General features: G+C 53.1%; 22 protein-coding genes and 2 CRISPR repeat arrays. Of the genes, 4 read left to right on the plus strand and 18 right to left on the minus strand.

Going from position 1 to position 24,754, the window contains the following annotated elements; genetic code table 11:
* The first annotated feature begins 367 nt into the window (after nucleotides 1-367).
* Complete coding sequence (locus QYC28_RS09620; RefSeq protein WP_286625503.1) at nucleotides 368-1,096, plus strand: response regulator transcription factor; 729 nt, start codon at nucleotides 368-370, stop codon at nucleotides 1,094-1,096.
* Here the strand turns inward: QYC28_RS09620 and QYC28_RS09625 are convergent.
* From QYC28_RS09625 to QYC28_RS09650, 6 genes are all read right to left on the minus strand, one after another.
* Nucleotides 1,093-2,934, minus strand: coding sequence for an NYN domain-containing protein (locus tag QYC28_RS09625; RefSeq protein WP_302679393.1), 1,842 nt, complete (start codon nucleotides 2,932-2,934; stop codon nucleotides 1,093-1,095). The genes QYC28_RS09620 and QYC28_RS09625 overlap by 4 nt on opposite strands.
* Before the next feature lie 53 nt (nucleotides 2,935-2,987).
* Nucleotides 2,988-4,001 (minus strand): 23S rRNA (adenine(2503)-C(2))-methyltransferase RlmN, encoded by a 1,014-nt coding sequence (gene rlmN, locus QYC28_RS09630; protein WP_302680068.1) that lies wholly within the window; start codon nucleotides 3,999-4,001, stop codon nucleotides 2,988-2,990.
* A 465-nt stretch (nucleotides 4,002-4,466) separates the two neighbouring features.
* Nucleotides 4,467-7,492: direct repeats of the CRISPR family, unit length 36 nt; unit sequence GTGCCTCTACCTTTGATGCCGTAAGGCGTTGAGCAC.
* Between the two features lie 34 nt (nucleotides 7,493-7,526).
* Nucleotides 7,527-8,666: a glycosyltransferase family 2 protein gene (locus QYC28_RS09635; protein WP_149820316.1), complete on the minus strand. Its 1,140-nt coding sequence runs from the start codon at nucleotides 8,664-8,666 to the stop codon at nucleotides 7,527-7,529.
* A gap of 13 nt (nucleotides 8,667-8,679) precedes the next feature.
* Nucleotides 8,680-8,895, minus strand: coding sequence for a regulatory protein SipA (gene sipA, locus QYC28_RS09640; protein ID WP_190278054.1), 216 nt, complete (start codon nucleotides 8,893-8,895; stop codon nucleotides 8,680-8,682).
* Between the two features lie 85 nt (nucleotides 8,896-8,980).
* Nucleotides 8,981-9,355 carry a cytochrome c gene (locus QYC28_RS09645; RefSeq protein WP_302679394.1) on the minus strand — a complete coding sequence of 125 codons (375 nt, stop codon included), beginning with the start codon at nucleotides 9,353-9,355 and terminating at the stop codon, nucleotides 8,981-8,983.
* A gap of 95 nt (nucleotides 9,356-9,450) precedes the next feature.
* Nucleotides 9,451-10,794: a four-carbon acid sugar kinase family protein gene (locus tag QYC28_RS09650; protein WP_302679395.1), complete on the minus strand. Its 1,344-nt coding sequence runs from the start codon at nucleotides 10,792-10,794 to the stop codon at nucleotides 9,451-9,453.
* A gap of 126 nt (nucleotides 10,795-10,920) precedes the next feature.
* On the opposite strand from QYC28_RS09650, the gene QYC28_RS09655 reads away from it, so the two are divergent.
* Nucleotides 10,921-11,931, plus strand: coding sequence for an ADP-ribosylglycohydrolase family protein (locus QYC28_RS09655; RefSeq protein WP_302679396.1), 1,011 nt, complete (start codon nucleotides 10,921-10,923; stop codon nucleotides 11,929-11,931).
* Nucleotides 11,932-11,974: 43 nt separating this feature from the next.
* On the opposite strand, the gene metH is transcribed toward QYC28_RS09655, so the two are convergent.
* The 5 genes from metH to QYC28_RS09680 form a co-directional block, all read right to left on the minus strand.
* Complete coding sequence (gene metH, locus QYC28_RS09660; RefSeq protein ID WP_302679397.1) at nucleotides 11,975-15,514, minus strand: methionine synthase; 3,540 nt, start codon at nucleotides 15,512-15,514, stop codon at nucleotides 11,975-11,977.
* Nucleotides 15,515-15,715: 201 nt separating this feature from the next.
* Nucleotides 15,716-16,198: direct repeats of the CRISPR family, unit length 36 nt; unit sequence GTTTCCACTTAATCTACTTCCCCGAAGGGAAGCAAG.
* A 194-nt stretch (nucleotides 16,199-16,392) separates the two neighbouring features.
* Nucleotides 16,393-17,016, minus strand: coding sequence for a lysozyme (locus tag QYC28_RS09665; protein ID WP_399363236.1), 624 nt, complete (start codon nucleotides 17,014-17,016; stop codon nucleotides 16,393-16,395).
* Nucleotides 17,017-17,071: 55 nt separating this feature from the next.
* On the minus strand, nucleotides 17,072-17,734 hold the full coding sequence (locus QYC28_RS09670; protein ID WP_302679398.1) for an SDR family oxidoreductase: 663 nt from the start codon (nucleotides 17,732-17,734) through the stop codon (nucleotides 17,072-17,074).
* Nucleotides 17,735-17,764: 30 nt separating this feature from the next.
* Nucleotides 17,765-18,286, minus strand: a complete 522-nt coding sequence (locus QYC28_RS09675) for a hypothetical protein (RefSeq protein ID WP_149820329.1) — start codon at nucleotides 18,284-18,286, stop codon at nucleotides 17,765-17,767.
* Nucleotides 18,286-18,906 (minus strand): flavin prenyltransferase UbiX, encoded by a 621-nt coding sequence (locus QYC28_RS09680; RefSeq protein ID WP_302679399.1) that lies wholly within the window; start codon nucleotides 18,904-18,906, stop codon nucleotides 18,286-18,288. Before QYC28_RS09680 ends, QYC28_RS09675 begins: the two co-directional genes overlap by 1 nt.
* Before the next feature lie 103 nt (nucleotides 18,907-19,009).
* Between QYC28_RS09680 and QYC28_RS09685 the strand changes: the two genes are divergently transcribed.
* Nucleotides 19,010-19,516: a hypothetical protein gene (locus tag QYC28_RS09685; RefSeq protein WP_190278058.1), complete on the plus strand. Its 507-nt coding sequence runs from the start codon at nucleotides 19,010-19,012 to the stop codon at nucleotides 19,514-19,516.
* Here the strand turns inward: QYC28_RS09685 and QYC28_RS09690 are convergent.
* The 7 genes from QYC28_RS09690 to QYC28_RS09720 form a co-directional block, all read right to left on the minus strand.
* Complete coding sequence (locus QYC28_RS09690) at nucleotides 19,513-20,412, minus strand: polysaccharide deacetylase family protein (RefSeq protein ID WP_302679400.1); 900 nt, start codon at nucleotides 20,410-20,412, stop codon at nucleotides 19,513-19,515. The two genes, QYC28_RS09685 and QYC28_RS09690, sit on opposite strands and share 4 nt — an antisense overlap.
* Before the next feature lie 24 nt (nucleotides 20,413-20,436).
* Nucleotides 20,437-21,324, minus strand: a complete 888-nt coding sequence (gene glyQ / locus QYC28_RS09695) for a glycine--tRNA ligase subunit alpha (protein WP_190278338.1) — start codon at nucleotides 21,322-21,324, stop codon at nucleotides 20,437-20,439.
* A 4-nt stretch (nucleotides 21,325-21,328) separates the two neighbouring features.
* Nucleotides 21,329-22,039, minus strand: a complete 711-nt coding sequence (cysH, locus tag QYC28_RS09700) for a phosphoadenosine phosphosulfate reductase (RefSeq protein WP_226971940.1) — start codon at nucleotides 22,037-22,039, stop codon at nucleotides 21,329-21,331.
* Nucleotides 22,040-22,155: 116 nt separating this feature from the next.
* Nucleotides 22,156-22,350 carry a hypothetical protein gene (locus QYC28_RS09705; RefSeq protein WP_286668653.1) on the minus strand — a complete coding sequence of 65 codons (195 nt, stop codon included), beginning with the start codon at nucleotides 22,348-22,350 and terminating at the stop codon, nucleotides 22,156-22,158.
* A gap of 3 nt (nucleotides 22,351-22,353) precedes the next feature.
* A complete protein-coding gene (locus QYC28_RS09710) occupies nucleotides 22,354-22,713 on the minus strand; it encodes a hypothetical protein (protein WP_149820343.1) in 360 nt (119 codons plus the stop codon).
* A gap of 90 nt (nucleotides 22,714-22,803) precedes the next feature.
* Complete coding sequence (locus QYC28_RS09715) at nucleotides 22,804-23,079, minus strand: hypothetical protein (protein WP_286625519.1); 276 nt, start codon at nucleotides 23,077-23,079, stop codon at nucleotides 22,804-22,806.
* A gap of 397 nt (nucleotides 23,080-23,476) precedes the next feature.
* Nucleotides 23,477-24,286: a fumarylacetoacetate hydrolase family protein gene (locus QYC28_RS09720; protein WP_149820347.1), complete on the minus strand. Its 810-nt coding sequence runs from the start codon at nucleotides 24,284-24,286 to the stop codon at nucleotides 23,477-23,479.
* Between the two features lie 116 nt (nucleotides 24,287-24,402).
* Here QYC28_RS09720 and rpsF point away from each other — a divergent pair, with 116 nt between their 5' ends.
* A complete protein-coding gene (gene rpsF / locus QYC28_RS09725; protein ID WP_149820349.1) occupies nucleotides 24,403-24,747 on the plus strand; it encodes a 30S ribosomal protein S6 in 345 nt (114 codons plus the stop codon).
* Nucleotides 24,748-24,754: the final 7 nt, after the last annotated feature.

Below are 24,754 nucleotides of genomic sequence, written 5' to 3' on the forward strand. Positions count from 1 at the left end.
CGCTGAAGACCGCATAAAGCTCGCGGCATGAACGTAATTCTGGTTTAGCTTGCTGCGCGTAATACCAGCCTAGAACTGGGTTTCAGACTGCGCCAAGTGCTGATTAGAAAGTGGTCTAGGCCAATTCTCGATCGTTCAGTGTCCTATAGATTGAACACGCTCAACACTGGACAAGTTGATGCAGGATAGCCTCTGATCTGCTGGTGGTATTCCTTATTTTAGAGTAAGCTCTGTATCCCTAGATTGGTGTCAAATATTCAGAAAATCTAAAGAAACTCAACAAACTCTTAAGGTTTTTGCAGCGATGTTTATAATTCTCTCAGAAGCGGTAGCTGGCCGCCTGTGAGGATTGAGTGCTGTTCATTTTATGAAGCCCCGCATCTTAATCATTGATGATGATCCTGCGATCGCCGACGTCTTGGCAATAAACCTGCAAATGGCGGGCTACGAGGTCACTAAGTCCTTAGATGGGATGCAAGGGCAAGCCCTCGCCGTGCAACTTTCGCCCGATCTAATTCTCCTTGACCTGATGTTGCCCCAAGTGGATGGCTTCACCATTTGCCAACGCCTGCGGCGTGATCCGCGTACCCAAGATGTTCCGATTTTGATGCTGACGGCTCTGAGCCAAACCCATAACAAAGTGGAGGGGCTTAACGCGGGTGCCGATGACTACCTCACCAAGCCCTTTGAATTGGAGGAAATGCTGGCCCGGGTACGTGCTCTTTTGCGACGAGCCGATCGCATTCCGGCAACCGCAGGCCATCGTGAAATCCTCAGCTATGGGCCATTGACACTAGTGCCTGAACGGTTTGAGGTCTCTTGGTTTGGCAAAATTATTAAGCTGACGCGCCTTGAATTTGAACTGCTGCACTGCCTGCTGCAACGCCACGGCCAAACCGTTTCCCCCAGTGAAATTCTCAAGGAAGTCTGGGGCTACGATCCCGACGATGACATTGAAACCATCCGTGTCCATATCCGCCACCTGCGGACAAAACTAGAACCGGATCCGCGGAATCCGCGCTATATCAAAACCGTCTATGGGGCTGGCTACTGTCTAGAACTGCCCAGTCAGATTGAGCCACCATCTGCATCCTAGGTTGGGTTGTTCGCAGTCGGTAGTTGTAGAGGCTTGAGGGGAACCGCTTGGGCAAAGACCTGCTCATTGATGGTTTCACCAATCTTGCTGAGGCGTTCTGCCACGGCTTGGCGAAAGCGAGTTTGTAGCTCGATCGCCAAACTAGAAAAGTCCGTGATGGCAGGGTTGAGGGTGAGGGTGTTCCCTGTTCGTGTTAGAATACCCGCTTTGACATAGTTGGCGATCGCCCGCTTAATCCCCTGCTGACCAATGCGCTGCTGCTGCCGACGAGCTTGCTCAAGAATAATATTTATCATTCTCTCAAAAGGGGCATTGCGGGGACGATGGGCAATTAACCACTGTCCCACCTGAGTCAGTAAAAAATCTGCCGCCACTTCATCGGCAAAGATACCACGGTAGATCGAGACGGTGTGAATGGTTTGGGGACTGGAGGTGCGCAGGGTGTAGCGCTCAGGTAGGTTATTGCGCCAGCAGAGAATCGTTCTACCCAATTGACCATTCACCGCAACGCCAATTTGTAACTGATGGTGTGTGGTTAAGTAGGCCACTAATTCAGAGGGCTTGCAAAAGCCAAATCGCAGCGGATCCAATTGGGGGGCAACGGATCTCATTTCTAAAAATACGGTATTAAAGACCATACCCCTAGCCAATTCTCGCCGTCTTGTTGCATCAGTGGTGTAGTAGGAGAATAGCTCCAAAAGTTTTTCAGTTTCCCGTTGTTGAATCGCCAATGGCGGAATTTGTTCATAGTTCAACGGCTCAATGGGAAGACGCCGAGGTGAGGATGGCGCGGTGCGATTTTCTGGATTGGGTTGACGCGGGGGAGGCGTGCCGTTTCTGCCATTGGTGGCGGGGGCAGAATGAATGAAGGGATTCTCAAGGAAAATAAATTGGTGGCACACCCGCTGAAAGCTATCACTGGCGGCGTTACGGTAGGCACAGCCAATCACGGTTTTACCGTAATCCCGCAGGCGCAGGGCAATGGAGCCAAAGCCACCATCCCCGGAGATGAGTACAAAAGTATTGATGTCGGGATGTTGGTAGGCTAGATCAATGGCATCAAGGGCAAGTTGAATGTCCGCTGCATTCCGCTGATTGTGATTGCGACCATAGACGCCAACCCGCTCGATTTGCGATCGCTCCAGTTGAGCATTGAGGGCTTGGAGAATTTGATTTTGCCAGTTTCCATAGGCACGCTGGATGGCAATTTCCCCCAGATCAATAGTGCTTTTAATTGCCTCCAGAACGTTGTCTAGGGAAACAAGCTCATTCACTTTGGCGGGGTCTAGTCGCTGCCCTTGGTTAAAGACTAAGTTCTCAATGTCGTAGAGGACAGCGGTTTTTAGGGCAGTTGCTGGGGGTTGGGGTCTTTGCAGAAGGGTTTGAATGGTTTGCAGAGCGGCACTCTGGGCGTGAATGGCTTCAATGAGTGGCTCAAGTTGCTGCGCCGTCGCCGTGTTAACAGCAGCGTCCCTTTGATTGTCCTTGAGGGTTTCCAGCCTCTGCATGATCTCGTTGTGAATCGGGTTCAGGGCTTCAGGAAGTGCTTGGTGCAGTTGCTGTTCAAGGTCAGTGAGTTGTCGGCGTTGTTGTTCGAGTTCTCGCAGCAGAAGTGCTTTGAGTGCGGTGGTCTCTGGGGAGGAGCAGAGGAAGGTGTGAATGTCTCGAAGCAGGCGATCGCTACGGCGTTGGTTCTTTTCAATGAGGGGCGCACCCGCAAGGGCACCGATGCCACTCCCTAAAAGGGTTGCTAAGGGTTGTTGGGGTTGAATCAGTGTGGCAATACCACCGAGGGCGATCGCGCTAACAGGAGCAATGAACCAAAGCTCTGGCTTCATTCAAAATGTGATAGGAATTACACGAATTAGAAGATCATGATAGCAAAAAATGTTTAGGCACTGAGTTGGGCTTGGCGCAGTTGACCACAGGCGGCTTGCCGATCCAGACCCCGCGATCGCCGAATACTGGCAGTAACCCCTAGGGCTTGCAGTTGGCTGAGAAATTGCCGCAAACGCTGCTCGGTGGGACGTTGATAGGCTGCCTCAGTAATGGGATTGTAGGGAATCAGATTGACATGGCTCTGAAAGCCCCGCAATAGCTGTGCTAGCTCCTCGGCGTGCTGGGGGCGATCGTTGACCCCCGCCAGAACCGTATATTCAAAGGTGATGCGGCGCCCCGTTTGCTGCACATAGGCACGACAATCGGCAATCAGTTGGCTGAGGGGATAGTGCTTGGCGCTGGGAATGAGCTGCTCCCGTAGGCCTTGGTTGGGGGCATGGAGGCTGACGGCAAGGGTGATTTGCAATTGATATTGTGCCAGTCGCTGAATTTGTTGGGGAATACCAACCGTTGAGAGGGTAATGTGCCGCTGACCAATACCAATGTCGCGGTTGAGACAGGTGACGGCCTGCAGGACAGCCTTTAGGTTCAGCAGGGGTTCCCCCATACCCATAAACACCACATGGCTGACGCGGCGCTCCATTTCACTTTGGATGGTGAGTACCTGATCGATGATTTCATGGCTCGCCAGATTGCGGCGATAGCCCCCTTTGCCCGTGGCACAAAAATCACAGGCCATTGGACAACCCACTTGGGAAGATACACACACCGTCAGGCGATCGCCACTGGGAATGCCCACCGTTTCAATGGTTTCGCCATCGGCTAAGGTCAACAGAAGCTTGACAGTGCCATCTTGGGCATCATGGCGATAGCGAACTTGAGAGCGGCCAATTTCTACCTCAGCGAGAGCGTCACGCCACTGCTTGGGAAAAACCGTAATCTCTTGGAGCGATCGCGCCCCCTTTTGATAGAGCCACTGATGGAGTTGTTGCGCCCGATAGCCGGGCTGCCCTTGGGCTTCGACCCATGCTTTCAACTCTACTGCGGACTGTCCCAGCAGCGCCATAGTGTTCAACCGCTTCACTTCCCCTTGATCCTAACAAACTGCCAACCTGCTCTTTTCTGGAATAGGGGCACAAGAAAGAACGCTGAGGCGCTGGGACAATTGCTTTGCAGTTTTGCTAAGAGCAGTTAATCTTTCTCTTGCTGACGGGTCAGCAGCACTAAAATTTGCGAGACCCCAGAGAATGCCAGCTGAGTTTTGTCCAAGATTGTGGCGCATGCAAGCACCTCTGGACTCAAATATTCTCCGAACGCACCGATATTCAAATACAGCCCCTTGACTAGGTTTGAGAGTTTTTGTTAGATTTAGAGGTGCTTGAAAATCTCTGAACCTATTCCCCAGAGCGGGATTGACAACTGAATACTGGCCGAGGCTAAAAATTTTACAGTCACAAAAAAACCAAGTGCCAGAGGTGCTTGAAAAGTGACTGTGCTAAGCTAGTCCTAGAGGCATTTCTAGGGCGCCGCTGTGCCTCTACCTTTGATGCCGTAAGGCGTTGAGCACGACTGGTGGAGCAGGGATGGACTGGTGGAGCAGGGATGTGCCTCTACCTTTGATGCCGTAAGGCGTTGAGCACACGACCGGTACATAAATTTAACAAAACTGACCGAGTGCCTCTACCTTTGATGCCGTAAGGCGTTGAGCACAATATAGTTGTTTAATAGTTCAGCAGTTACTGGTTGTGCCTCTACCTTTGATGCCGTAAGGCGTTGAGCACCTTCTGGCAAAGATTTAATGTTTAATAATTCACGTGCCTCTACCTTTGATGCCGTAAGGCGTTGAGCACGAAACAGTCGGGGACGGGAGTAGTCGGGGACGGAGTGCCTCTACCTTTGATGCCGTAAGGCGTTGAGCACTTTTGGGTTAATAGGCGTTAATTCAATCCACCATGTGCCTCTACCTTTGATGCCGTAAGGCGTTGAGCACTTTGCAAAAAGCTTATTATAAACTGCAGGTGGTAAGTGCCTCTACCTTTGATGCCGTAAGGCGTTGAGCACGGTGCTCATTCTGGGATGAGAGATAGTGGTCTCAGGTGCCTCTACCTTTGATGCCGTAAGGCGTTGAGCACTTCTCTAATGCTGCCCATTTCTGCCTGTAATTGTTGTGCCTCTACCTTTGATGCCGTAAGGCGTTGAGCACAACGTCAATGAAATATCTCAGTAAGTTTGAAAAAGCGTGCCTCTACCTTTGATGCCGTAAGGCGTTGAGCACGTTGCGACAGAGCGATCAACTTTACTACACAGGCAGTGCCTCTACCTTTGATGCCGTAAGGCGTTGAGCACTTCTTCTTGGGAAACATCAAACAAAACAGAGCTTGTGCCTCTACCTTTGATGCCGTAAGGCGTTGAGCACTTGGAGCTGGGCAGCGATATTAGAAGGTGTGCGAAGGCGTGCCTCTACCTTTGATGCCGTAAGGCGTTGAGCACTTTCATTGACGTTCAACCTCCCCAATCAATGTGTGCGTGCCTCTACCTTTGATGCCGTAAGGCGTTGAGCACTCTGAGATTGAGCGGGATTTGAAGGCGGCGCGGGGTGCCTCTACCTTTGATGCCGTAAGGCGTTGAGCACACTTAAGCATTCACTTAAAAGTACTGCCCGTTCCGTGCCTCTACCTTTGATGCCGTAAGGCGTTGAGCACCTAAACTTCAAGGCATTGTCGCACAAGGGATTGTGCCTCTACCTTTGATGCCGTAAGGCGTTGAGCACTTTAGTGGACTTTATTAGGAGTAAGAAAATGTCTGAGTGCCTCTACCTTTGATGCCGTAAGGCGTTGAGCACTTATCTCATGTCAACGGTTAATAAAAAGCTGGTTGTGCCTCTACCTTTGATGCCGTAAGGCGTTGAGCACTAGGGCATTTTAAGCGCCTTTATTAACCGCTTTATGTGCCTCTACCTTTGATGCCGTAAGGCGTTGAGCACGTTTTTAGTTTAATTGACGCTACTGAAGTTTTTTCAAGTGCCTCTACCTTTGATGCCGTAAGGCGTTGAGCACGTTTTTAGTTTAATTGACGCTACTGAAGTTTTTTCAAGTGCCTCTACCTTTGATGCCGTAAGGCGTTGAGCACCTAGTAGTGGTAAAACTTTAGAGACAGAATTGCTGCGTGCCTCTACCTTTGATGCCGTAAGGCGTTGAGCACCCTGCGTTGGCATTGGTAGCTACGTCTACTGACCAGTGCCTCTACCTTTGATGCCGTAAGGCGTTGAGCACCTCCTGTTAATTTGTTGTTTTTGGCTACTGCCCCAGTGCCTCTACCTTTGATGCCGTAAGGCGTTGAGCACTAGAGTTATATGCCATTAGTTATGCTTTAGATTTGTTTGTGCCTCTACCTTTGATGCCGTAAGGCGTTGAGCACTACACGATACACATAATTTTTACGACTGTGATGCAGTGCCTCTACCTTTGATGCCGTAAGGCGTTGAGCACGGATGGGGACGACAACGGAACGGGATGGGGACGAGTGCCTCTACCTTTGATGCCGTAAGGCGTTGAGCACTTTTATGCTGTATAATGTATTTTCTGGTCGTGAATGTGCCTCTACCTTTGATGCCGTAAGGCGTTGAGCACGTAGTCGAAAATTGGATCCTCGAAACCGTCGAGGAGGTGCCTCTACCTTTGATGCCGTAAGGCGTTGAGCACAACACCCCTAAATTGGATAGTGTTCACATTCAAGTGTGCCTCTACCTTTGATGCCGTAAGGCGTTGAGCACGAATGGGCAGAGAAGTTCATCGAACATTGAGACTAGGTGCCTCTACCTTTGATGCCGTAAGGCGTTGAGCACCCTCATTTATGCGCCTCATTTATGCGCCTATAGCGTGCCTCTACCTTTGATGCCGTAAGGCGTTGAGCACCAAACCCGTTTTGATACAGTTCAAGTAGGGCGGGAAGTGCCTCTACCTTTGATGCCGTAAGGCGTTGAGCACGAAAACAGTTTGTTTGCGCGGGATTTTGGTTTTGCTAGTGCCTCTACCTTTGATGCCGTAAGGCGTTGAGCACAGCAATAGAGCTTAAAGCCATGGCCGCATCTAAAGCGTGCCTCTACCTTTGATGCCGTAAGGCGTTGAGCACTGATTGTATCGATAAATTTATCGAAGTTAATGGCTAGTGCCTCTACCTTTGATGCCGTAAGGCGTTGAGCACAAATTTCTAGAGGCAATTCACCACCTGCACTAGGAAGTGCCTCTACCTTTGATGCCGTAAGGCGTTGAGCACAAGTTCATAGGCTTGATCTAATACCATGTTAAGGGTGCCTCTACCTTTGATGCCGTAAGGCGTTGAGCACAATAGAATCGGCAGCACTCAACAATAAGGAGTCTGATGTGCCTCTACCTTTGATGCCGTAAGGCGTTGAGCACTCGTCCCCATCCCGTTCCGTTGTCGTCCCCATCCGTGCCTCTACCTTTGATGCCGTAAGGCGTTGAGCACTGATGGCGTTCATCGTTAGTTTTAGTCAGAAAAGTGCCTCTACCTTTGATGCCGTAAGGCGTTGAGCACTGGATTCGCTCGGCAGCAGGGGCGGGAACTCGCATCACCCTTGATTTGCCGATGCCGTCAACAGTTGTTGCAGGTACATCTGTGCAGGGGAATAGTCAGGGTTAAATTCAAGGGTCTTTTGAAAATAGGCAATGGCGCGATCGCGCTCCTGAAGGGTCATGTAGGTAAAACCTAGACTGTAGGCGGGTTGAGTCGTCATCCACTGGCGATCGAAGGGTTCAGCGCGATCGTAGGTTCCCTGCTCAAAGAGATCTAAACAGCGGTGAAAGTAGGGCAGTGCTCCGCGATGTAGACCCAATTCAAAGATGAGTAACCCCGCCACATAGAGCAGGGGCGGATAGCGATCAAAGAAGCGTAGGCCATAGCTGAGGTAATACTGAGCCGTTTCGTAGTCCTTGGCCTCAAAGGCGCGGTAGCTCACCCAAAAAAGGAGATGACGCAGCCATGTGGTGTCCTTCGGCAAAACTCCCTGTTCGACGGCAGGGGCAATTTGCTCAAGGGCTTGTTCATACCATGTTTGGGCGCGATCGCCATCGCCACAGGCGGCATAGTGATCCCCAAGACACACCAAGTTTTGCAGGCGGCGATCGCCCTGCTGCACCATTTTTTCGAGGATGGGGATATTGCGATCGCGAAGCTTTGCCAGAAACTGATCTGGTGTCTGTTGGTTGTGGTGAATGAGATAGACCCCCTGCAACTGACCCACCACTGCCTGCCGCTCCCGATAGTACAGTTGCTCATGGAGTGCCCCGGCAAAGTGAAGATCAGGAAAGCGACGGCCAAAGCGGACATTCCAAAACTCGCTCCAGTTGAGCTCCCTCGCCTGTTCACGACGCAGCAGACTCCACTGATTGATAATATGTGCACTTGCAGCGGTCAATTGGTCTCGCCATTGGGGATCCGTAACCACCAATTCTTCATCGGCATCAATGTAAAAGACCCACTCCCCGCTTGCGTGGGCTAGGGAGGCATTGCGAGCGGCGGCAAAATCCGCTTGCCAGACAACGGCATGGACATGGGGAGTAAATTCGTGGGCAATGGCGATCGTCTCATCGGTGGAACCCGTGTCCACAACAATGATTTCATCCACCCAAGGCCGCACCGACTGCAAGCAGCGCCGTAATTGATGGGCTTCGTTTTTGACAATCATGCACAGAGACAGCAGCGGAGCCATAGCAGCGAAGGCACTACAGCCGTTTGAGATACTTGGCTTCCAGCAAAAAGGCACCCCGCCCTAGGCGCACGACCCAATAGTTCCCCGGTTGCTGGCTGAGGATCACCCCTTCTTCACCGAGGGTGAGGATACTGGCGGGACGCAACATTGGCATTGGCTCCGCTGTTTTTACATAGGGGGGCAGTTCCACAAGGCGAACGCGATCGCCCACCGCAAAGGCTTCTTCCATTCCCACCAAAGGATGCTTGAAATTGGTAATACTGATAACACAATCTAATATACCGCCTCGACCTGTAGCGCTTTTGTCAAAAGTTTTAGAGTGTCTTCAAGTAGCTTAATAGGTCGGCCATGTCTTGGGGTTGGGCTTGAAACTTGGGCATGGGAGGGGTATTGCCACTGATAATTTGCTGGATGAGTTTTGTTTGCGATCGGCGGTGGCTAATCTGCACAAGGCTAGGGCCCACTTCGCCCTTGCCATCAATGCCATGACAACCCGCACAATTGAGAATAAAAATTTGCTCGCCGCGACTCGGATCGCCCACCGCCGCCCGTACCGATTGAATGTAGGGATCCCGCAGGGGCAATAGCAGAGAAACCCCCCAACCGCCACCCATCACCAGCACTACCAAGACAGGCAGCAGCCAGCGCCATACCGTTGATCGAACCCCAACCGTGTTGACTAAACTCATTCACTTATCGGGAAAGATTAAAAATTGTTTATTATTGTTGCAACTGCATTCTAAACCCTGCACTCAGCCAGATTCAAGCCACTAAGTAATAATTCCTAGACTGCGGTGCCATTGCCCTGAAAGCGATGATAGACCGTGCACAGGGCTGCGCGATCGCCGACATTGCCGGGGAACAGCACCACTGGTAATTCGGGAAAACGGGGATGATCAGCACCCGTGCGCACCACGGAGCAGCCGGGAATCACTTGCCCCAAGAGGCGAACCGTGGCTAAGTTTAAGCCCTTACTCAGCACATCGTTGGAGGTGATGCCCCCCTTGCTGATCAGATAGCGCAAATCGGCGGGTAACTGTTGAACAATTGCCATCAGCACTTCCGAGACTCGCTGCCCAAAGGCTAACCGTGTCGCTGCATCCGCGAAGGTGAGTTCCTCACGACTGGTAAAGATGACGGGGGTTTTCTCACTGGCGATCGCCTGATCCACTGCCGCCAAGACTTCGTTGATGATGTCAGGTTCAGCCGCCCCACTGTCGCGCAATCGAGCCACGGGCACTTCAATGGGAAACACATCGGGTTCCTCCAGCAAAGCGGTCAGTTGTTCAGTGGTTTTGCGCACGTGGGAACCCACTAAAACCACACCATAACGACCCGGTCGGCAATAGGTGGCCATTGCCTCTGGGGGGGTGGGTTGGGGGGGCAATTGTGCGAGGGCAGTCAGTAAACTGGCAGCACTGCGGAACAAAAAGCGTTTTCCTTGACTGGCAAGCTCAAGCACTGCTGCTGCAAACTGGTCTAAATCCTCTTGGCTCTCGGCATCCACCACCCCGCAGACATTGCCTTGTAACTGACTCAAGCGGCTGCGCAGGGTCTCTGGATTGCGCACATCGGCAAGGACAAAACGCTCTACGGCTGCAGCGGGGATGCGCCCTTGGGTCTTTTCGGCCACATAGTCGGGTAAGTAGCTGTGGTGATAGCCAAAGACGGAATCGCGGGCAAACTCCGTTTCATGGACGGGCACCGGCTGACCTGCAATCAGCAGATAGTGCTGGCTATCACGGGTAATGCGCCCCCCCTCTAAAAAGGCAGGCACCAGAAAGTGGGCATCAAAGGGTCCCAGTTCAGCGGCAATCACGTCGGTTTCAAGGGGGTAGTGGCCGCGGAGGGTGGAGTCGGAACGGCTGACAACCATGTAATCGGTGGTGCCGGTTTGGGCGATCGCTGCCTTCAAATGACAGCAGACGGTGCGCGTGACCTCCGCTGCGATTTCTGCTGGCAAAGCACGGGTATTGGTGAGGATAAAGAAAATGGGCACAGGATCGGTGAGGCCACGACAGAGGGTATCCACATCCCAGCGGCTCAACAGCAGGCAACTGTGCACCGTTTGCGAACCGGTGGGGTCATCATCTAGGACAATAATTTTTGGGCGCGTCACCGCGGGCATCTCCGACACTCTTTCGTTTGCAGTTTATCATTGGGGTGATCGCGACAGTTCTTTTCTAAAATATGGGGTACCTAGGGTGATAAGAATTCTTGAGAACTCTTGAAAAATCCGATCTGGTTGCTCCCTATGAATGCTGAATACGTTGTCAATGGATTATTGGGTGCCTGTTTAGGGGATGCCCTTGGTGTACCCGTGGAATTTAGCACTCGCTGGGAGCGCGATCGCGACCCGGTGGTGGATATGCGCAGCTATGGTACCTATTACCAGCCGCGGGGGACATGGTCGGATGATAGTTCGCTGATGCTGTGCCTTGCCGATGCCCTCTGTGGGGGATTTGACCTAGAGCAGATTGCCGCTAAGTTTCTGGCATGGTACGCCGAGAATCTCTGGACAGCCCGTGGCACCGTCTTTGATATCGGTATTGCCACCCGTCGCGCCCTGATGAAGTTGGAAGCAGGGAATTCACCCCTTACCTCCGGCGGGACTGACGAATACAGCAATGGCAATGGCGGTTTGATGCGCACGCTCCCCCTTGCCTTTCACTATTGGCGGCATCGCGATCAGCAGCGGCTCCTAGAGGAAGTGCATCAGGTGTGTGGCATCACCCACGCGCACCCGCGATCGCAATTGGCCTGTGGAATCTATGTTTTTTTTGCCATCCAGCTTCAGCAGGGAATGGCCCCCATGCGTGCCTATGAGGCAACCATTGCTTGGGCAAATACCACCTACAACCATGACTCCTTTGCTGCCGAACTGCACCATTTTGAACGCATCCTCAGTGGCAAGCTGCCCCACCTTGATCGAGGCGCGATCGCATCGGGGGGCTATGTCGTGCATACCCTTGAGGCCTCACTGTGGTGTCTCTTGAACAGTCAATCCTACTTGGAGGCAGTGCTGAAGGCGGTCAACTTGGGGGGCGATACCGATACAACCGCAACAGTGACAGGCGGCATAGCTGCCCTTGCCTTTGGCCTTGGGGATGTGCCTGCGGATTGGTGGCAGACCTTGGCACGCTACAAAGACATCGTGGCCTTGGGGCAACAGCTTGGCCAAGCAATCTCAGAAAATCCCTATCCTCTACGGGGGGTACCCATCGAATACACTGATCCCACTGAACCCGTTGCCCTAGAGGATTAGGACACCCTTGAATGATTAGTTTTAGCACGAAGAAAGCTGAGGCTTAGGCGCTGAAATACTTGGCGGTGGGATGGTAGCAGATGATCGCCGTGGTGGATTGCTCAGGGTAGAGTTGTTCACTCTCGTCCATATACATCCCCATGCGATCGCTCTCGAGGAGTCGCAGCAACGTATATTGATCCTGCATATTCGGGCAGGCAGGATAGCCAAAGCTATAGCGGGAGCCTTGGTAGCGCTGGGCAAGAATATCGCGAATCGACTCTGGATCGGGAGTGCAGCCCAATTCACGGCGAATGCGGGCATGACACCACTCTGCGAGGGCTTCCGCCGTTTGCACCGCCATGCCGTGGAAGTAGAGGTAGTCACTGTATTGATTGGCCGCAAATAGCTCCTGCGCCACTTGGGTAGCAATTTCGCCAACGGTCACCGCCTGCATGGGAAAGACATCAATGATGCCCGATGCCACAGGGGCAAAAAAGTCGGCAATACAGAGGCGACGCCCCCTCTTTTGGCGAGGGAAGGTAAACTGGGCGATCGCCCGCTCAGGGACGCAGGCACTTTTGTCACCAACCCGCTGCGGATCGTAGAGATAGACCGTGTTACCCTCACTTTGGCAGGGGAAGTAGCCATAAATCAGTTCAGGATGGAGTAGGTTTTCCGCAAGGATGCGCTGTTTCCACTCCTCAAGGATGGGATAGACCTTCTCGGCAAGGAAGGCGTCGTAGGTGGCACGGTCTTGATCCTTGGGTTTGCGAAACTGCCACTGACCGGCAATCAGGGCTTGGAGATCCAGATAGGCAAAGACCTCAGAAAGGGGAATCTGATCCGCCTTGAGGTGACGAATGCCCCAGAAGGGGGGTGTGGGGCGGGGAATCTCCACCGCAACAGCGTCAGAACGGCGTGTATCTACTACTTCTGGCGTTTCGGGTTCAGTCACCGAGGGGGGGGCCGGTGTGGCCTCTGCCTCTGGGGGAGAGACCGTTGTGCCATCCAAAAATCCTTGGCGATCGTCCCACTGCCCTGCGGCCTTTGCCCGCATCAGCCGATCCATAAAATGCAAATCGGCAAAGGCATCCTTGCCGTAGATCACTTGACCGTGGTAGGTGGCGCGGCAATCCTCGTAGACAAACTTGGGTGTGAGGGCCGCCCCCCCCAGAATCACGGGAACGGTAATGCCTCGCTCATTAAAGACCTCCAGATTCTCCTTCATAAAGGCGGTGGATTTCACTAAAAGGCCGCTCATGGCAATGCAGTCTGCCTGATGTTCTTTGTAGGCTTGGATGATATTTTCAACGGGTTGCTTAATCCCCAAGTTAATCACCCGATAGCCATTGTTGGTGAGGATAATATCCACCAAGTTTTTGCCAATATCATGGACATCGCCTTTGACGGTGGCAATCACAACCGTGCCCTTGGCGGTGTCCCCCGTGGCCGATTTCTCCATAAAGGGTTCGAGGTAGGCAACGGCGGCCTTCATCGTTTCTGCGGACTGCAAGACAAAGGGCAGTTGCATCTGCCCAGCGCCAAAGCGTTCGCCCACCACTCTCATGCCATCGAGCAAGAAGGTATTGATAATTTCAAGGGGGGCATAGGTTTCAAGGGCTTTGGCAAGGGTGTCCTCGAGACCAAGGCGATCGCCATCAATAATGTGGCGCTTTAGCCGCTCCTCAATGGGCAGGTTCTCCACCTGCGAGCGATCCGGTTGGGTGGTTTTGCCCTCAAAGAGGCGGGTCAGTTCCGCAAGGGGGTCATAGACACACACGTCCCCCTCAAATCGCCGCCGATCATAGATCAGATCACGGCACACTTCTTGGTGCTCTGGCTCAATTTTCGCCAAGGGCAGAATCTTGGCAGCACTGACAATGGCAGCATCCATGCCCGCCTGCATCGCCTCATGGAGAAACATCGAGTTCAGGACTTGGCGCGCCGCCGGGTTCAAACCAAAGGAGATATTCGAGACCCCCAGCAAAATATGACAGCCGGGGAGTTCAGCGCGGATACGCCGAATGGCGGCAATGGTTTCCCGACCGTTGACCCGATCCTCCTCAATCCCTGTGGAAATCGGCAGTGCCAAAGGGTCAAAGAAAATCTCGTAGGGGGGAATGCCGTAGTCAAGGGCGGCTTTATAAGCCCGTTCAGCAATGGCAAACTTTTTCTCAGCCGTTCGTGCCATCCCCTCTTCATCAATCGTGCCGACCACAACGCCAGCGCCATAGGTTTTCGCCAGTTCCAAAACTTTGTAAAAGCGGGGTTCACCATCCTCAAAGTTGGTGGAGTTGAGCAGGCATTTGCCCCCCGCCACCTTTAGCCCCGCTTCCATCTTTTGCCACTCCGTAGAGTCAAGCATCAGGGGCAGGGTGACATTGGTAACCAACCGCGACACCAACTCGTGCATATCCCGCACGCCATCGCGCCCCACATAGTCCACGTTGACATCAAGGATGTGGGCACCTTCACGCACTTGGGCACGGGCAAGGGCAACGAGGCCATCCCAATCTTCGGCATTGAGGAGATCGCGGCATTTTTTCGAGCCACTGGCATTGAGCCGCTCACCAATAATCAGGAAGGAATTCTCTTGGTCGTAGGGCTGCGGGCTGTAGATCGAGGCAGCCGCGGGAATCCGTTGGGGCGATCGCGCCTTGGGGGTCAAGGTCGCTGCAATCTCCGCCAGAGCAGCAATGTGATCCGGTCGCGTGCCACAACAGCCGCCAATCACTTGCACCCCAAAGTCCTCGACAAAGCGGGTGAGGGCTAGCCGCAGTTCCATCGGTGTTAATTTGTAGTAGGCACAACCACCAATGTTCTCAGGCAAGCCGGCGTTGGGAATGCAGGAAATCACAAAGGGGGAGTGCTGCGAGAGGTAGCGGATATGCTCCGTCATCAGGTCAGGCCCTGTGGCGCAGTTGAGTCCCAAAATATCAATGGGATAGGGTTCCAGAATCGTCAGGGCAGCACCAATTTCCGAGCCAACCAGCATCGTGCCCTGCTGCTCCATCGTCACGGAGACCATGAGAGGGCGGCGTTCTCCCCGCTCCCGAAAGACGGCCATTACCCCATTGAGGGCGGCTTTGATTTGCAGCACGTCTTGGCAGGTTTCAATAATAAATAGGTCAACCCCGCCATCAAAGAGACCCGCCGCTTGTTCGCGAAAAGCTGTGTAGAGGGTGTCGTAGTCAATGTGGCCAAGGGTGGGGAGTTTGGTACCAGGCCCCATTGAGCCAGCGACAAAGCGGGGTTTTTCGGGGGTGCTAAATTCAGCGGCCACGGACTTGGCCAGTTCGGCGGCTTTCTTGCTAATTTCGTAGGCGCGATCGCCCAAATTGTATTCACTGAGAACAACGGAGGAGGCTCCAAAGGTATTGGTTTCAATGACATCGGCGCCTGCTGCCAAAAAGTCCCGATGCACCTTGGCCACCGCCTCTGGCTTGCTGATGACCAAGTATTCATTGCAGCCTTCGTACGCCTTGCCCCCAAAGTCCTCTGCCGTCAGGTTTTGCGCCTGAAGATTCGTGCCCATTGCGCCATCAAAGACAATGACGCGCCGCGGTTCTGCATGGAGATACTCAAGAAACGACATAGACATCCACCAAGGCCAGCCGATTTGCACCAGAGGGTTTTTCTGATTTTAATCTCTCCGGGAGCGGTACAGCCCTTTGCTCACGGATGAAACTGACAGCTCGGCCTTGACACTTCTTGCGACAAAACAATTAGGGGTGCAGAAAACACCCCCTCACAGAAATTGGTATTTCTCCGTTCTTCATGTTCCATGTTTCCATGTTTCCATGTTTCCACTTAATCTACTTCCCCGAAGGGAAGCAAGCGCAAGTGCCGCTAAGCAACGCAGATTGGAGGATTGGATCGTTTCCACTTAATCTACTTCCCCGAAGGGAAGCAAGTGTTTATATTGACTTTTTATTGGACAACCCAAAAGCGGAGTTTCCACTTAATCTACTTCCCCGAAGGGAAGCAAGCTAGGCAGATTATCTTGGTGGGCGATCGCGATTTGGTGTTTCCACTTAATCTACTTCCCCGAAGGGAAGCAAGACAAATCCGCGATTATATTTCAAACGCTGAAGACGTTTGTTTCCACTTAATCTACTTCCCCGAAGGGAAGCAAGTTGATGCCGACCAAGATCGATGAATGGTTGTTAGAAGTTTCCACTTAATCTACTTCCCCGAAGGGAAGCAAGTTATGGTTAAATTGTACTATCATCTGGAGGTTAATTATGTAGTTTCCACTTAATCTACTTCCCCGAAGGGAAGCAAGAGCATCTTCAATATAGCCTCTCCCTGAGCGGATTGCAACCCCCTGTTCCGAGGGATCCCCTGCGAGGGGTGTCAAATCATTTTCTACGAAGCCACTGAAAATACTCAAACCCTCTTCTAGAGCGACTCCGAGGGATTCTACGCAAGAATCAGAAATTGGGGCACTTGAATAGATCCGTCGGCAGAGAAAATTGACTAGCGTAACGCATCCCTCCCCGGAGAGTGTGCAGTCTGGGAGGCGGCTAATTCTTGAGCCAACAGTTGCTGGTAAATCTCTTCGAGGTGGGGTGTGATCAGGTTGCTTTCAAGGCCGTAGCCCAGACTAGTCCACGTATCCGACAGTAGGGCAAAAACTTCCTGTACACGCCCCTCCCGCAACAGTTGGGGAATATCGGCATTCCAAGCAGCCGGATCTGTGAGCCAGCGATAGACCACCTGATCTTGATACTCTGGGGCAAAGCTATAGCCCTGCCAAAACCAGCTCGGCGGTTGGGGATGATAGCGGGCGGCTTTTTCTGCCCAAGTGGTGGTGAGAAATTGATAGCGGCCTGCGGCGGTGGTACATAGGTGCTGATTGGGACCGCGGCGAATGGGAATACAGCGATCGGGATGCTGGCTGAGGTCTTGGATGTGCTCGCCACCATAGAGCAGGGTGTAGGGATTGGCGTCGTTGGCCTCACTGGCAGAAATGGTGCGCATCAGTGCCCGTACATAGGGATCACCCCCCTGCATGACTAAGGGGGCAATTTGACCCGGCTGCCAGCGGTACCAGTACCACCAGAGGGCACTTGAACGCGACCCAAAAAAGAAATAGCCCATGCCCACTAGAAGAGCGATCGCCAGCAACCAACGGGAAAACCGCACCAACTGATCCTCACACTGCCGCAATTGAGCGGAATAACTCTGGATAGGCGGCTGGGGTTTGATCAGGACGGCTGACCACCTCAAAAATTTTGTTGTAGGCACTCGGCTCGCCCAAGGCTGCCACACAGATTTCCGCCACCCGCGATCGCGCGATACTGCCCTCAAAGAGGGTATCTGCTGGGGCAATGATCGGAAAGCCACCGTCATCGGTTTCCTTTAGCCCCCCCGGCCGCACAATCGTGTAAGTTAGACCGCTTTCTTGAAGATAACGTTCTGCCTGCTGCTTCCAATACAAAATCAGCCAAAAAAGATTCAGGGGATGGAAAAATTGCGAGACACACAGCGACGAGACGAGAATAAACTGCTGTACATCAGCGGCTTTGGCAGCATCCACCAGATTCTTGGTGCCCAGATAGTCCACACTTAGGGGTTCCAAGGGGTTGAGGCTGGGGCTGGCTCCCGTGGCACAGATGACTGCTTCACACTCTTTGAGCGCTGGGGGCAGCGTCTGCGGCTGGGTCACATCAGCGGTGCGAATCTCTACCGTTGGCCAGCGCCCTTGGGCTTTGGCGGGATTGCGCACAACAGCGATCGCCTGATGCTCAGACGCTTGTAGGGCATTCACAATGCGATGACCTGTGCGACCTGTGGCACCAACCACGGCAACTTTCACAAGCTGTTCCTCCGATGGCAACGCCTTTGATCATAGGGGAATATCCCAGTCTTCTTCATCCTCTGGGGGAGCGTCCTTGGGGGGTGGCGGCGTCAGAATGCGGTATTCGGCATCCACAACCTCTTCTGGGGGCGGTGGGGCTTTGGCGGTGGCTTTGCGGGAAGGGCGATATTGGTACGAGTAGGTCGTGCGGGGGCGATCTTGAATCTCTGGTTCGCGGGGGGCTGACTCAGGCTCGCTAAACCAATCCTCCACATCGCTGGTATCGATCTCTGGTTCATCCTCCGGCGGACGCATCGAGGCATCCAGTTCTGGTTCAGGGGGTTGCGATCGCGGGGTTGGCCGTGCTACTGGCGCTGGCGCTTCTGCGGTTAGCCAGAGTAAACACTGCCCCGCCACGATTCCTGAGAGGGCTGCCACCACAAGCCAAGCGGCAAGGGGGAGCGCCGGAGTTTGCTGTCCCAAAAAGCGCAGGGAGACCAGCGGTTGCCAATTTTGGACGACCAGTGTCGTGAGCAGGGCGATCGCCCCCAGATAAATCCAAGCGCGCATTAGGAAAGGGGTCCTTGCCAACGTTGCAGCGGCACACAATCTAACCCTAACTGATCAAGGGCACGGGCGATGACAAAATCCACTAGATCCTCAATGGTCTGCGGCCGGTGATACCACGCAGGGATGGCGGGTACAATTCGCGCCCCGGCCATTGCCAATTGGGTGAGGTTTTGCAGATGAATGAGACTAAAAGGCGTTTCGCGGGGCACCAGCACTAATGGACGGTGTTCCTTGAGGTGGACATCGGCCACCCGCTCTAGGAGATCGGAACTCAGTCCTGCCGCCAACTTAGCGACCGTACTCATACTACAGGGGAGAATCACCATGCCCAAGGTGCGAAAGGAACCGCTGGCGATCGCTGCTGCCACATCCGTTGGCCGATGACAGGTGAGGGAACCTTCCCAGACTTGCGCCTGTTCGCGCCAAAACAGTTCCTGCTTCTCGGGCTGAATCGGCAGGGTGAGGCCATATTCTGCTTGCCACACCTGATGCACAGCCTTTGATGCCACTAATTGAATAGGATAGTCCGCTCGTAATAGAAATTTAATGGCACGCACTGCGTAAATCAGACCAGACGCACCCGTTACACCCAAAACAATTGGCAAAGAAGAGGAGGTCACAACCGCGATCACCAAACAAAACCGTTATAAGGTTAACAAAGTTAGGGCAACCACCCCCTTTTGATGCACTGCAATCCCGCCCAACGCGACTTGGTAAATGCCCATGACAGCGCCTGACCCTGCATTTTCTTCCCCCAGTGAGTGGGCAGCCGTCTCTCCCGAAGTGCTCGGGGAGTTATTTGATGCGGCCTTGTTGGAGGGACTCGTGAGTAGTGAAACCCCAGACTTAGAAGCACTGTTTCAAGATTTGACTCCCCTCGATCTCAAACCAGCAGCGGGTGCGATCGCCCCCGAACAGTGGCAACAACTGCAAGCCCAACACCAGCAAATTACCCAGCACCTTGAGGAAACCCTGACCTATCTTGCCAAGGTGAAAGCATTGGCCTACCAGCTTCAGGCCGTGGCCAGTGAGTTTGTGCCCACCCCCAAGTATCGGCGCCGCCAACCGCCCCCTCCCCATCCCTTGGAATATCTCACGGCTGAACTCCTGCGGGCGATCGCCCACACCCAAGCCAGTTTAGAACCGGTCTATGAACCCCTCCATCAACTCGGCGAAACCCTCAATGGTACCTCGACGCCACAGATTAGTGAATTTCCCCTAGAGCCTTAGTTAGGGGGCATGCGGGGTGGCTCCAATTGCGGTCCACCGGGGATGCTACTGGGGGGTATCGGTATCGGCTCAGGACTGGGCAGGCTTTCTGGAGTGGGAACTGGGGTTGGACTGGGTTCCGCGGTGGGTGTTGGTGTGGGTGTCGGAGTGATTGTAGGTTGAGGCTTCGGCGTGGAGGCTTTAACTGCCAGTTGCAGCAGTTCCGGCACAGTGACAAAGCGATAACCTTTTTGCCGTAGGCGACGAATCAGCGTGGGGAGAGCTTTGCGGGTAGTGGCGCGATCGCCGCCGCCATCGTGGAGCAAAATAATACTACCCGGCTTCACTTCCTTAAGGGTGCGCTCAACAATGTCCGCTGCTGTGGTGTTGGGGCGGGTGTCGTGGGTATCCACCGACCACAGGATGATGGCGTAGTTTTTCGACTTGGCATAATCCACTAGCCCCGTGGTCAGATTGCCCCCCGGTGGCCGAAACAGGCGCGTTTGCGCTTGGCTTTGCTTGGCAATGAGCGCAGAGGTGTTTTCAATTTCTTGCTTGGCGACTTCAGGATCAACGGGCTGATAGGGATGACTCCAACTATGGTTGCCAACGGCATGACCGGCTTTGACAATGTCAGCAATGATATTGGGGTACATGAGGGCGTGCTTGCCAAGAACAAAAAATGTGGCCTTGACCTCCTCCTCCTTGAGAATTTGCAGCACTTGGCGGGTTGAGGTTCCCCAAGGGCCATCATCAAAGGTCAGCGCCACCACTTTTTCGGGCTTCAAGGGTTTGACTTGATAGACCAACTGCCCCCAAAACTTGCTAGGACTGAGAAAGCGTGGCACATCCGCTGCTAGCGTTGCCGATGCTGCAAACAAGGCCAAGACCACCGACAGGTGCCACTGCCGTCCCATGGATACTCCTTGAGCGATGGTGACTTAGGGGGCGATCGGCGTTGGCTCCTTCAGCAGTGGAAATCCTAGGGCTTCCCGTTGTTGGACATAGGCTTGGGCGACGCGCCGTGCCAGTCCACGAATGCGACCAATGTAGCGCGTGCGCTCTGCCACCGAAATCACACCACGGGCATCCAGCAGGTTAAAGGTGTGGGAACACTTGAGCACATAATCCAAGCTGGGCAGTACCAACTGCTTTTCCAGAAGCTGCTCCGCCTCCTGCTGGTAGAGACTAAAAAGGGCGAACAATCGTTCCGGGTCAGAGGCTTCAAAGTTGTACGTGGATTGCTCGATTTCCCCTTGGAGATGGACATCGCCATAGGTGAGCGTAGAGTTCCAGCGGATACTGGCGATCGCATCCACCTCTTGGAGGTACATGGTCAACCGTTCCAAGCCATAGGTAATTTCAATGGAGACCGGCCGACAATCTAAGCCACCACACTGCTGGAAATAGGTAAACTGCGTCACCTCCATACCATCGAGCCAGACCTCCCAGCCCACCCCCCACGCGCCAACGGCCGCATCCTCCCAGTTGTCTTCAACAAAGCGAATGTCATGCTCCTGGGGGCGAATGCCAAGGGCGCGCAGCGACTCCAAATAGATTTCTTGGATATTGTCAGGAGAGGGCTTAATCAGCACTTGGTACTGGTAGTAGTACTGATAGCGGTTGGGATTCTCGCCATAGCGGCCATCCCCCGGTCGGCGACAGGGTTCGACATAGGCCACTGCCCAAGGCTCAGGGCCGAGGGCACGCAAAAAGGTATGGGGGCTTTTGGTACCGGCGCCCTTTTCCACATCGTAGGGCTGGGCAATCAGGCATCCCTGAGCCGCCCAAAATTGGTGCAGTGTGGCAATAACGTCCTGAAAGTACATGGGCTTAGATGTGGATGCCGCACTCGGTTTTGCCCATGCCACGCCAGCGACCCGCCCGTTCGTCTTCCCCTTCGGCTACAGGGGTAGTGAGGGGTTCATCGCCAATGCTGGCATAGCCGCGATCGTGGAGGGGATTGTAAATTACTCCGTGCTCCATCACGTAGGTCCATGTTTGTTTGCGTGTCCAAGCAGCGAGGGGATTAATTTTCAGACGACCCTGCTTGTCCAGTTCCACGTAGGGCATATTGGCACGGGTGACCGCTTGATCGCGACGCCGTCCCGTAATCCAAGCCACCGTATTCAGTTCTGCTAAGCCCCGTTGCAGTGGTTCAATTTTAGTAAGATGGTGAAACTGCTCAACATTGGTTTCCCAAAGCTTGTCGCCATAGCGAGCAGCAAAGGCCTCACGACTGTCCACATCGGGGGTTTTATAGGTGCGCAAATCCAGACCATATTTTTCCTTGGCCTGCTGCACAAATTCAAGGGTTTCTGGAAAGTGATGCAGCGTATCCAAAAAGAGAACAGGCACCGGCGGATTGGGGCGTAGATCACGGTAGAGCAAATCCGTAATCATCATGTCATCGACATTAAAGGCACTGGTCTGCACCAGCCCTTGGGGAATTTCAGCCACTGCCCACGCTAGAATTTCGCGGGGATGTGCTCCCTCAAAGCGTTGGTTGAGGGCGTCGAGGTCAAAGGATACGGATGCAGCCATAGGAGGTGTTAGCACGGTTTTAGAAAGCATTCTTTAGCTTACCAAAGAATTGGGTCTAAAGCCCCGCCCTGCGACTCGCGATCGCCCCCCTGCCAACAATTTCTCCAACTTTGACACTAGCGAGGCATTGGGTACCCTTCAATCCAAGTCATGCCAGCATTTTTGGAAGTCGCATTATAAGACCACGTTTGCGGGCTGGAGGTCAACACTGCATACCGCCCCGGCGCTACCACAATTTCGGGTTGCACGACCCAATAGTAGCGATCTTCCAGCCGTGCAGTCCATGTGCCCACCACTTGCCGCGTTTCCACATTTCAGAGCATCACTTGTCCAGCAGGGGCACCCCGACCACCGTTCCAGTGATAGGTAGTAATTTTACTAAAGTGATAGGGGCGATCGAGTACTAGAATCCGTGCTTCAGGAGGACAGCTGGCAACGGCATGGGGATTGTTGTTGGAGAAGACAATTCTTGGTGTCATCTGGGGTGGGTGACTATAGGTGGGGGTTGGTGCCGCTGGCCGAGTCACCGTAGAATCAGGTTCCACTGTAAAGGAGGTAACGACCCGTTGGGCTGCTTGCCCACCGCCTGCTTGGCGCACGCAAGGAGAATCAATCAAAACTTGGAAATAGTACATTTCCCTTGAGGTTAAGTGCCAGATATTGACACGATGCATTGGTACACCCTCTTGATAGTTCCTCACTTCTCGTCCCCCTTGGTACACGGTACTAGAGATCGTTTTAATATCTGGGCTGTGGTTCAGCAATTAACCAGTAGCGGTATAGCGTGCCATGCGCACTGGGTGACGAACTACATAGTTGAGGGCAAGGTAAGGCGTTTTATCGGTGACCTGCTTCAGGTAGGCGGGGCCTTGAACTTTGAACCATCCTTCCTTGGGCTGACTACAGTTTTGCCAGCCAGCGATCGCTGGCCAGTTAACCTCTAAGCGAAAATTGACGGGGTTGGCGAGTCCTTGGGGAACAACAACAAGACCCATGCCTAGCAACAGCGTCAGCGCTGACTTAAAGTGGATATTTAACATTGCCCTGCCTCCCTAATAATTCCTCAATAGTGAATAGCTAATTGAAAACAGCCCCAAAGTGACTGAAATTGAAATAATAATTAACTACAAAAAATCAAAAAATAATTGCTTCTAAAGTCCTTTTCTAAAATGTTGGTTACTGATAATTAGTTTCTATCTCTTTGAAAAGGTTTCTAAATCGCTACTACAATGCTAGCATTGTGTCAAATTTACCAAGAATAAGGCATTGAAAAACTTAATATCCTTCCCCTGATTAGAGGTTTTTCCCGTTCCATCGTTACAGTTTGGCTTTGCCCAACTCAGCCGTCAGATGAATGCCTTTATCTGTCCACTGGTGCATCAATGGAGCCGACAATGTGTCTTTTCATCCGCCTAAAGTCATTAAAGAGGGATATTCCTAATAGACGCGACCTAAGGGGGGTGTCCAAGGGGTCTCCGGTGTTGTGACTACCGACAGGAGGCTGCCAATGCCTTCAATTTCGACGCGCACGCGATCGCCCACCTGTAATGCACCAATTCCTGCGGGTGTCCCCGTCAATACCACATCCCCCGGCAGCAGTGTCATCACATAGCTAATGAAACTCACCAACTTGGCGGGTGAGAAAACCATTTGATCAATCGTTGCTGATTGGACGGGTTGCGCGGCCTCATTAATAAAGGTTTGCAACCGCGCATCGCTAGGAACCTCTCGCACAATCCAAGGCCCTAGGGGGCAAAAGGTGTCAAACCCCTTAGCCCGTGTCCATTGTTGCTCCCGCTGCTGCAGATCCCGAGCCGTGACATCGTTGGCGATCGTGTAACCCCAAATATGCTCAAGAGCTTCATTTTCAGGGCAGGCACGGGTACGACGACCAATGACCACCGCCAATTCCCCCTCATAGTCCACCCGCTTTACTTGGGGCGGATACCAAATGGGACAGCCGGGGGCTTGAACCGTTGTCGGCGGCTTTAGAAAAATCAATGGCTCAGGGGGCACACTATCGCCCATTTCGGCAGCGTGCTTCACATAGTTGCGTCCGACAGCAACAATTTTTGAGGGGGAGCAGGGAGCCAGCAGTTGATAGCTATCGGGACTGAGGACTTGGTTCGTGGGTTGGCCATGGAGCCACGGTGCCGCATCCCAAATCATCACTTCGCGGTTGAGTTGCAGTGTGCCGTAATGAATCTGTCCCCCCGTGGTCTGTACCCGCACAAACCGTTCCACCATAGTGAACTTAGTCCCCTCTTTTCCTTGCCAAGAATGGCAAACTGCAGTGCTAGAATTATAAAGCCTTGCTTTTTGCATCCGTCAAAAGGCCATTTGTCCAAAGGGAGTTGACCTCAATGATTACACGGAACTACGAAACGCTCTATATTATTCGTCCTGATGTGGGCGAAGAACAACTGGAACAAACCATTAGCCAATTTCGCACTTTTTTAGAAGAACAGGGTGCGACAAAGCTTAAGGTGCAAAATCGCGGTAAGCGTCGGTTTGCCTACCCGATCAAGAAACTGCGGGAGGGCTACTACATTCTGATGACCTATACCGCTGCTGGGACGGCGATCGCCCCCCTAGAACGCGCCATGCGCCTCAATGAAAACATCCTCCGCTTCATGACGATTGTCCTTGAAGAAGAGGCCGACACCGAAGACGCCGAAGACGAAAATCCTGTTCTTGCCCGTGCTTAGGACAGTA

This window comes from Thermosynechococcus sp. HY596 (assembly GCF_030518715.1).
Classification (GTDB): Bacteria; Cyanobacteriota; Cyanobacteriia; order Thermosynechococcales; family Thermosynechococcaceae; genus Thermosynechococcus.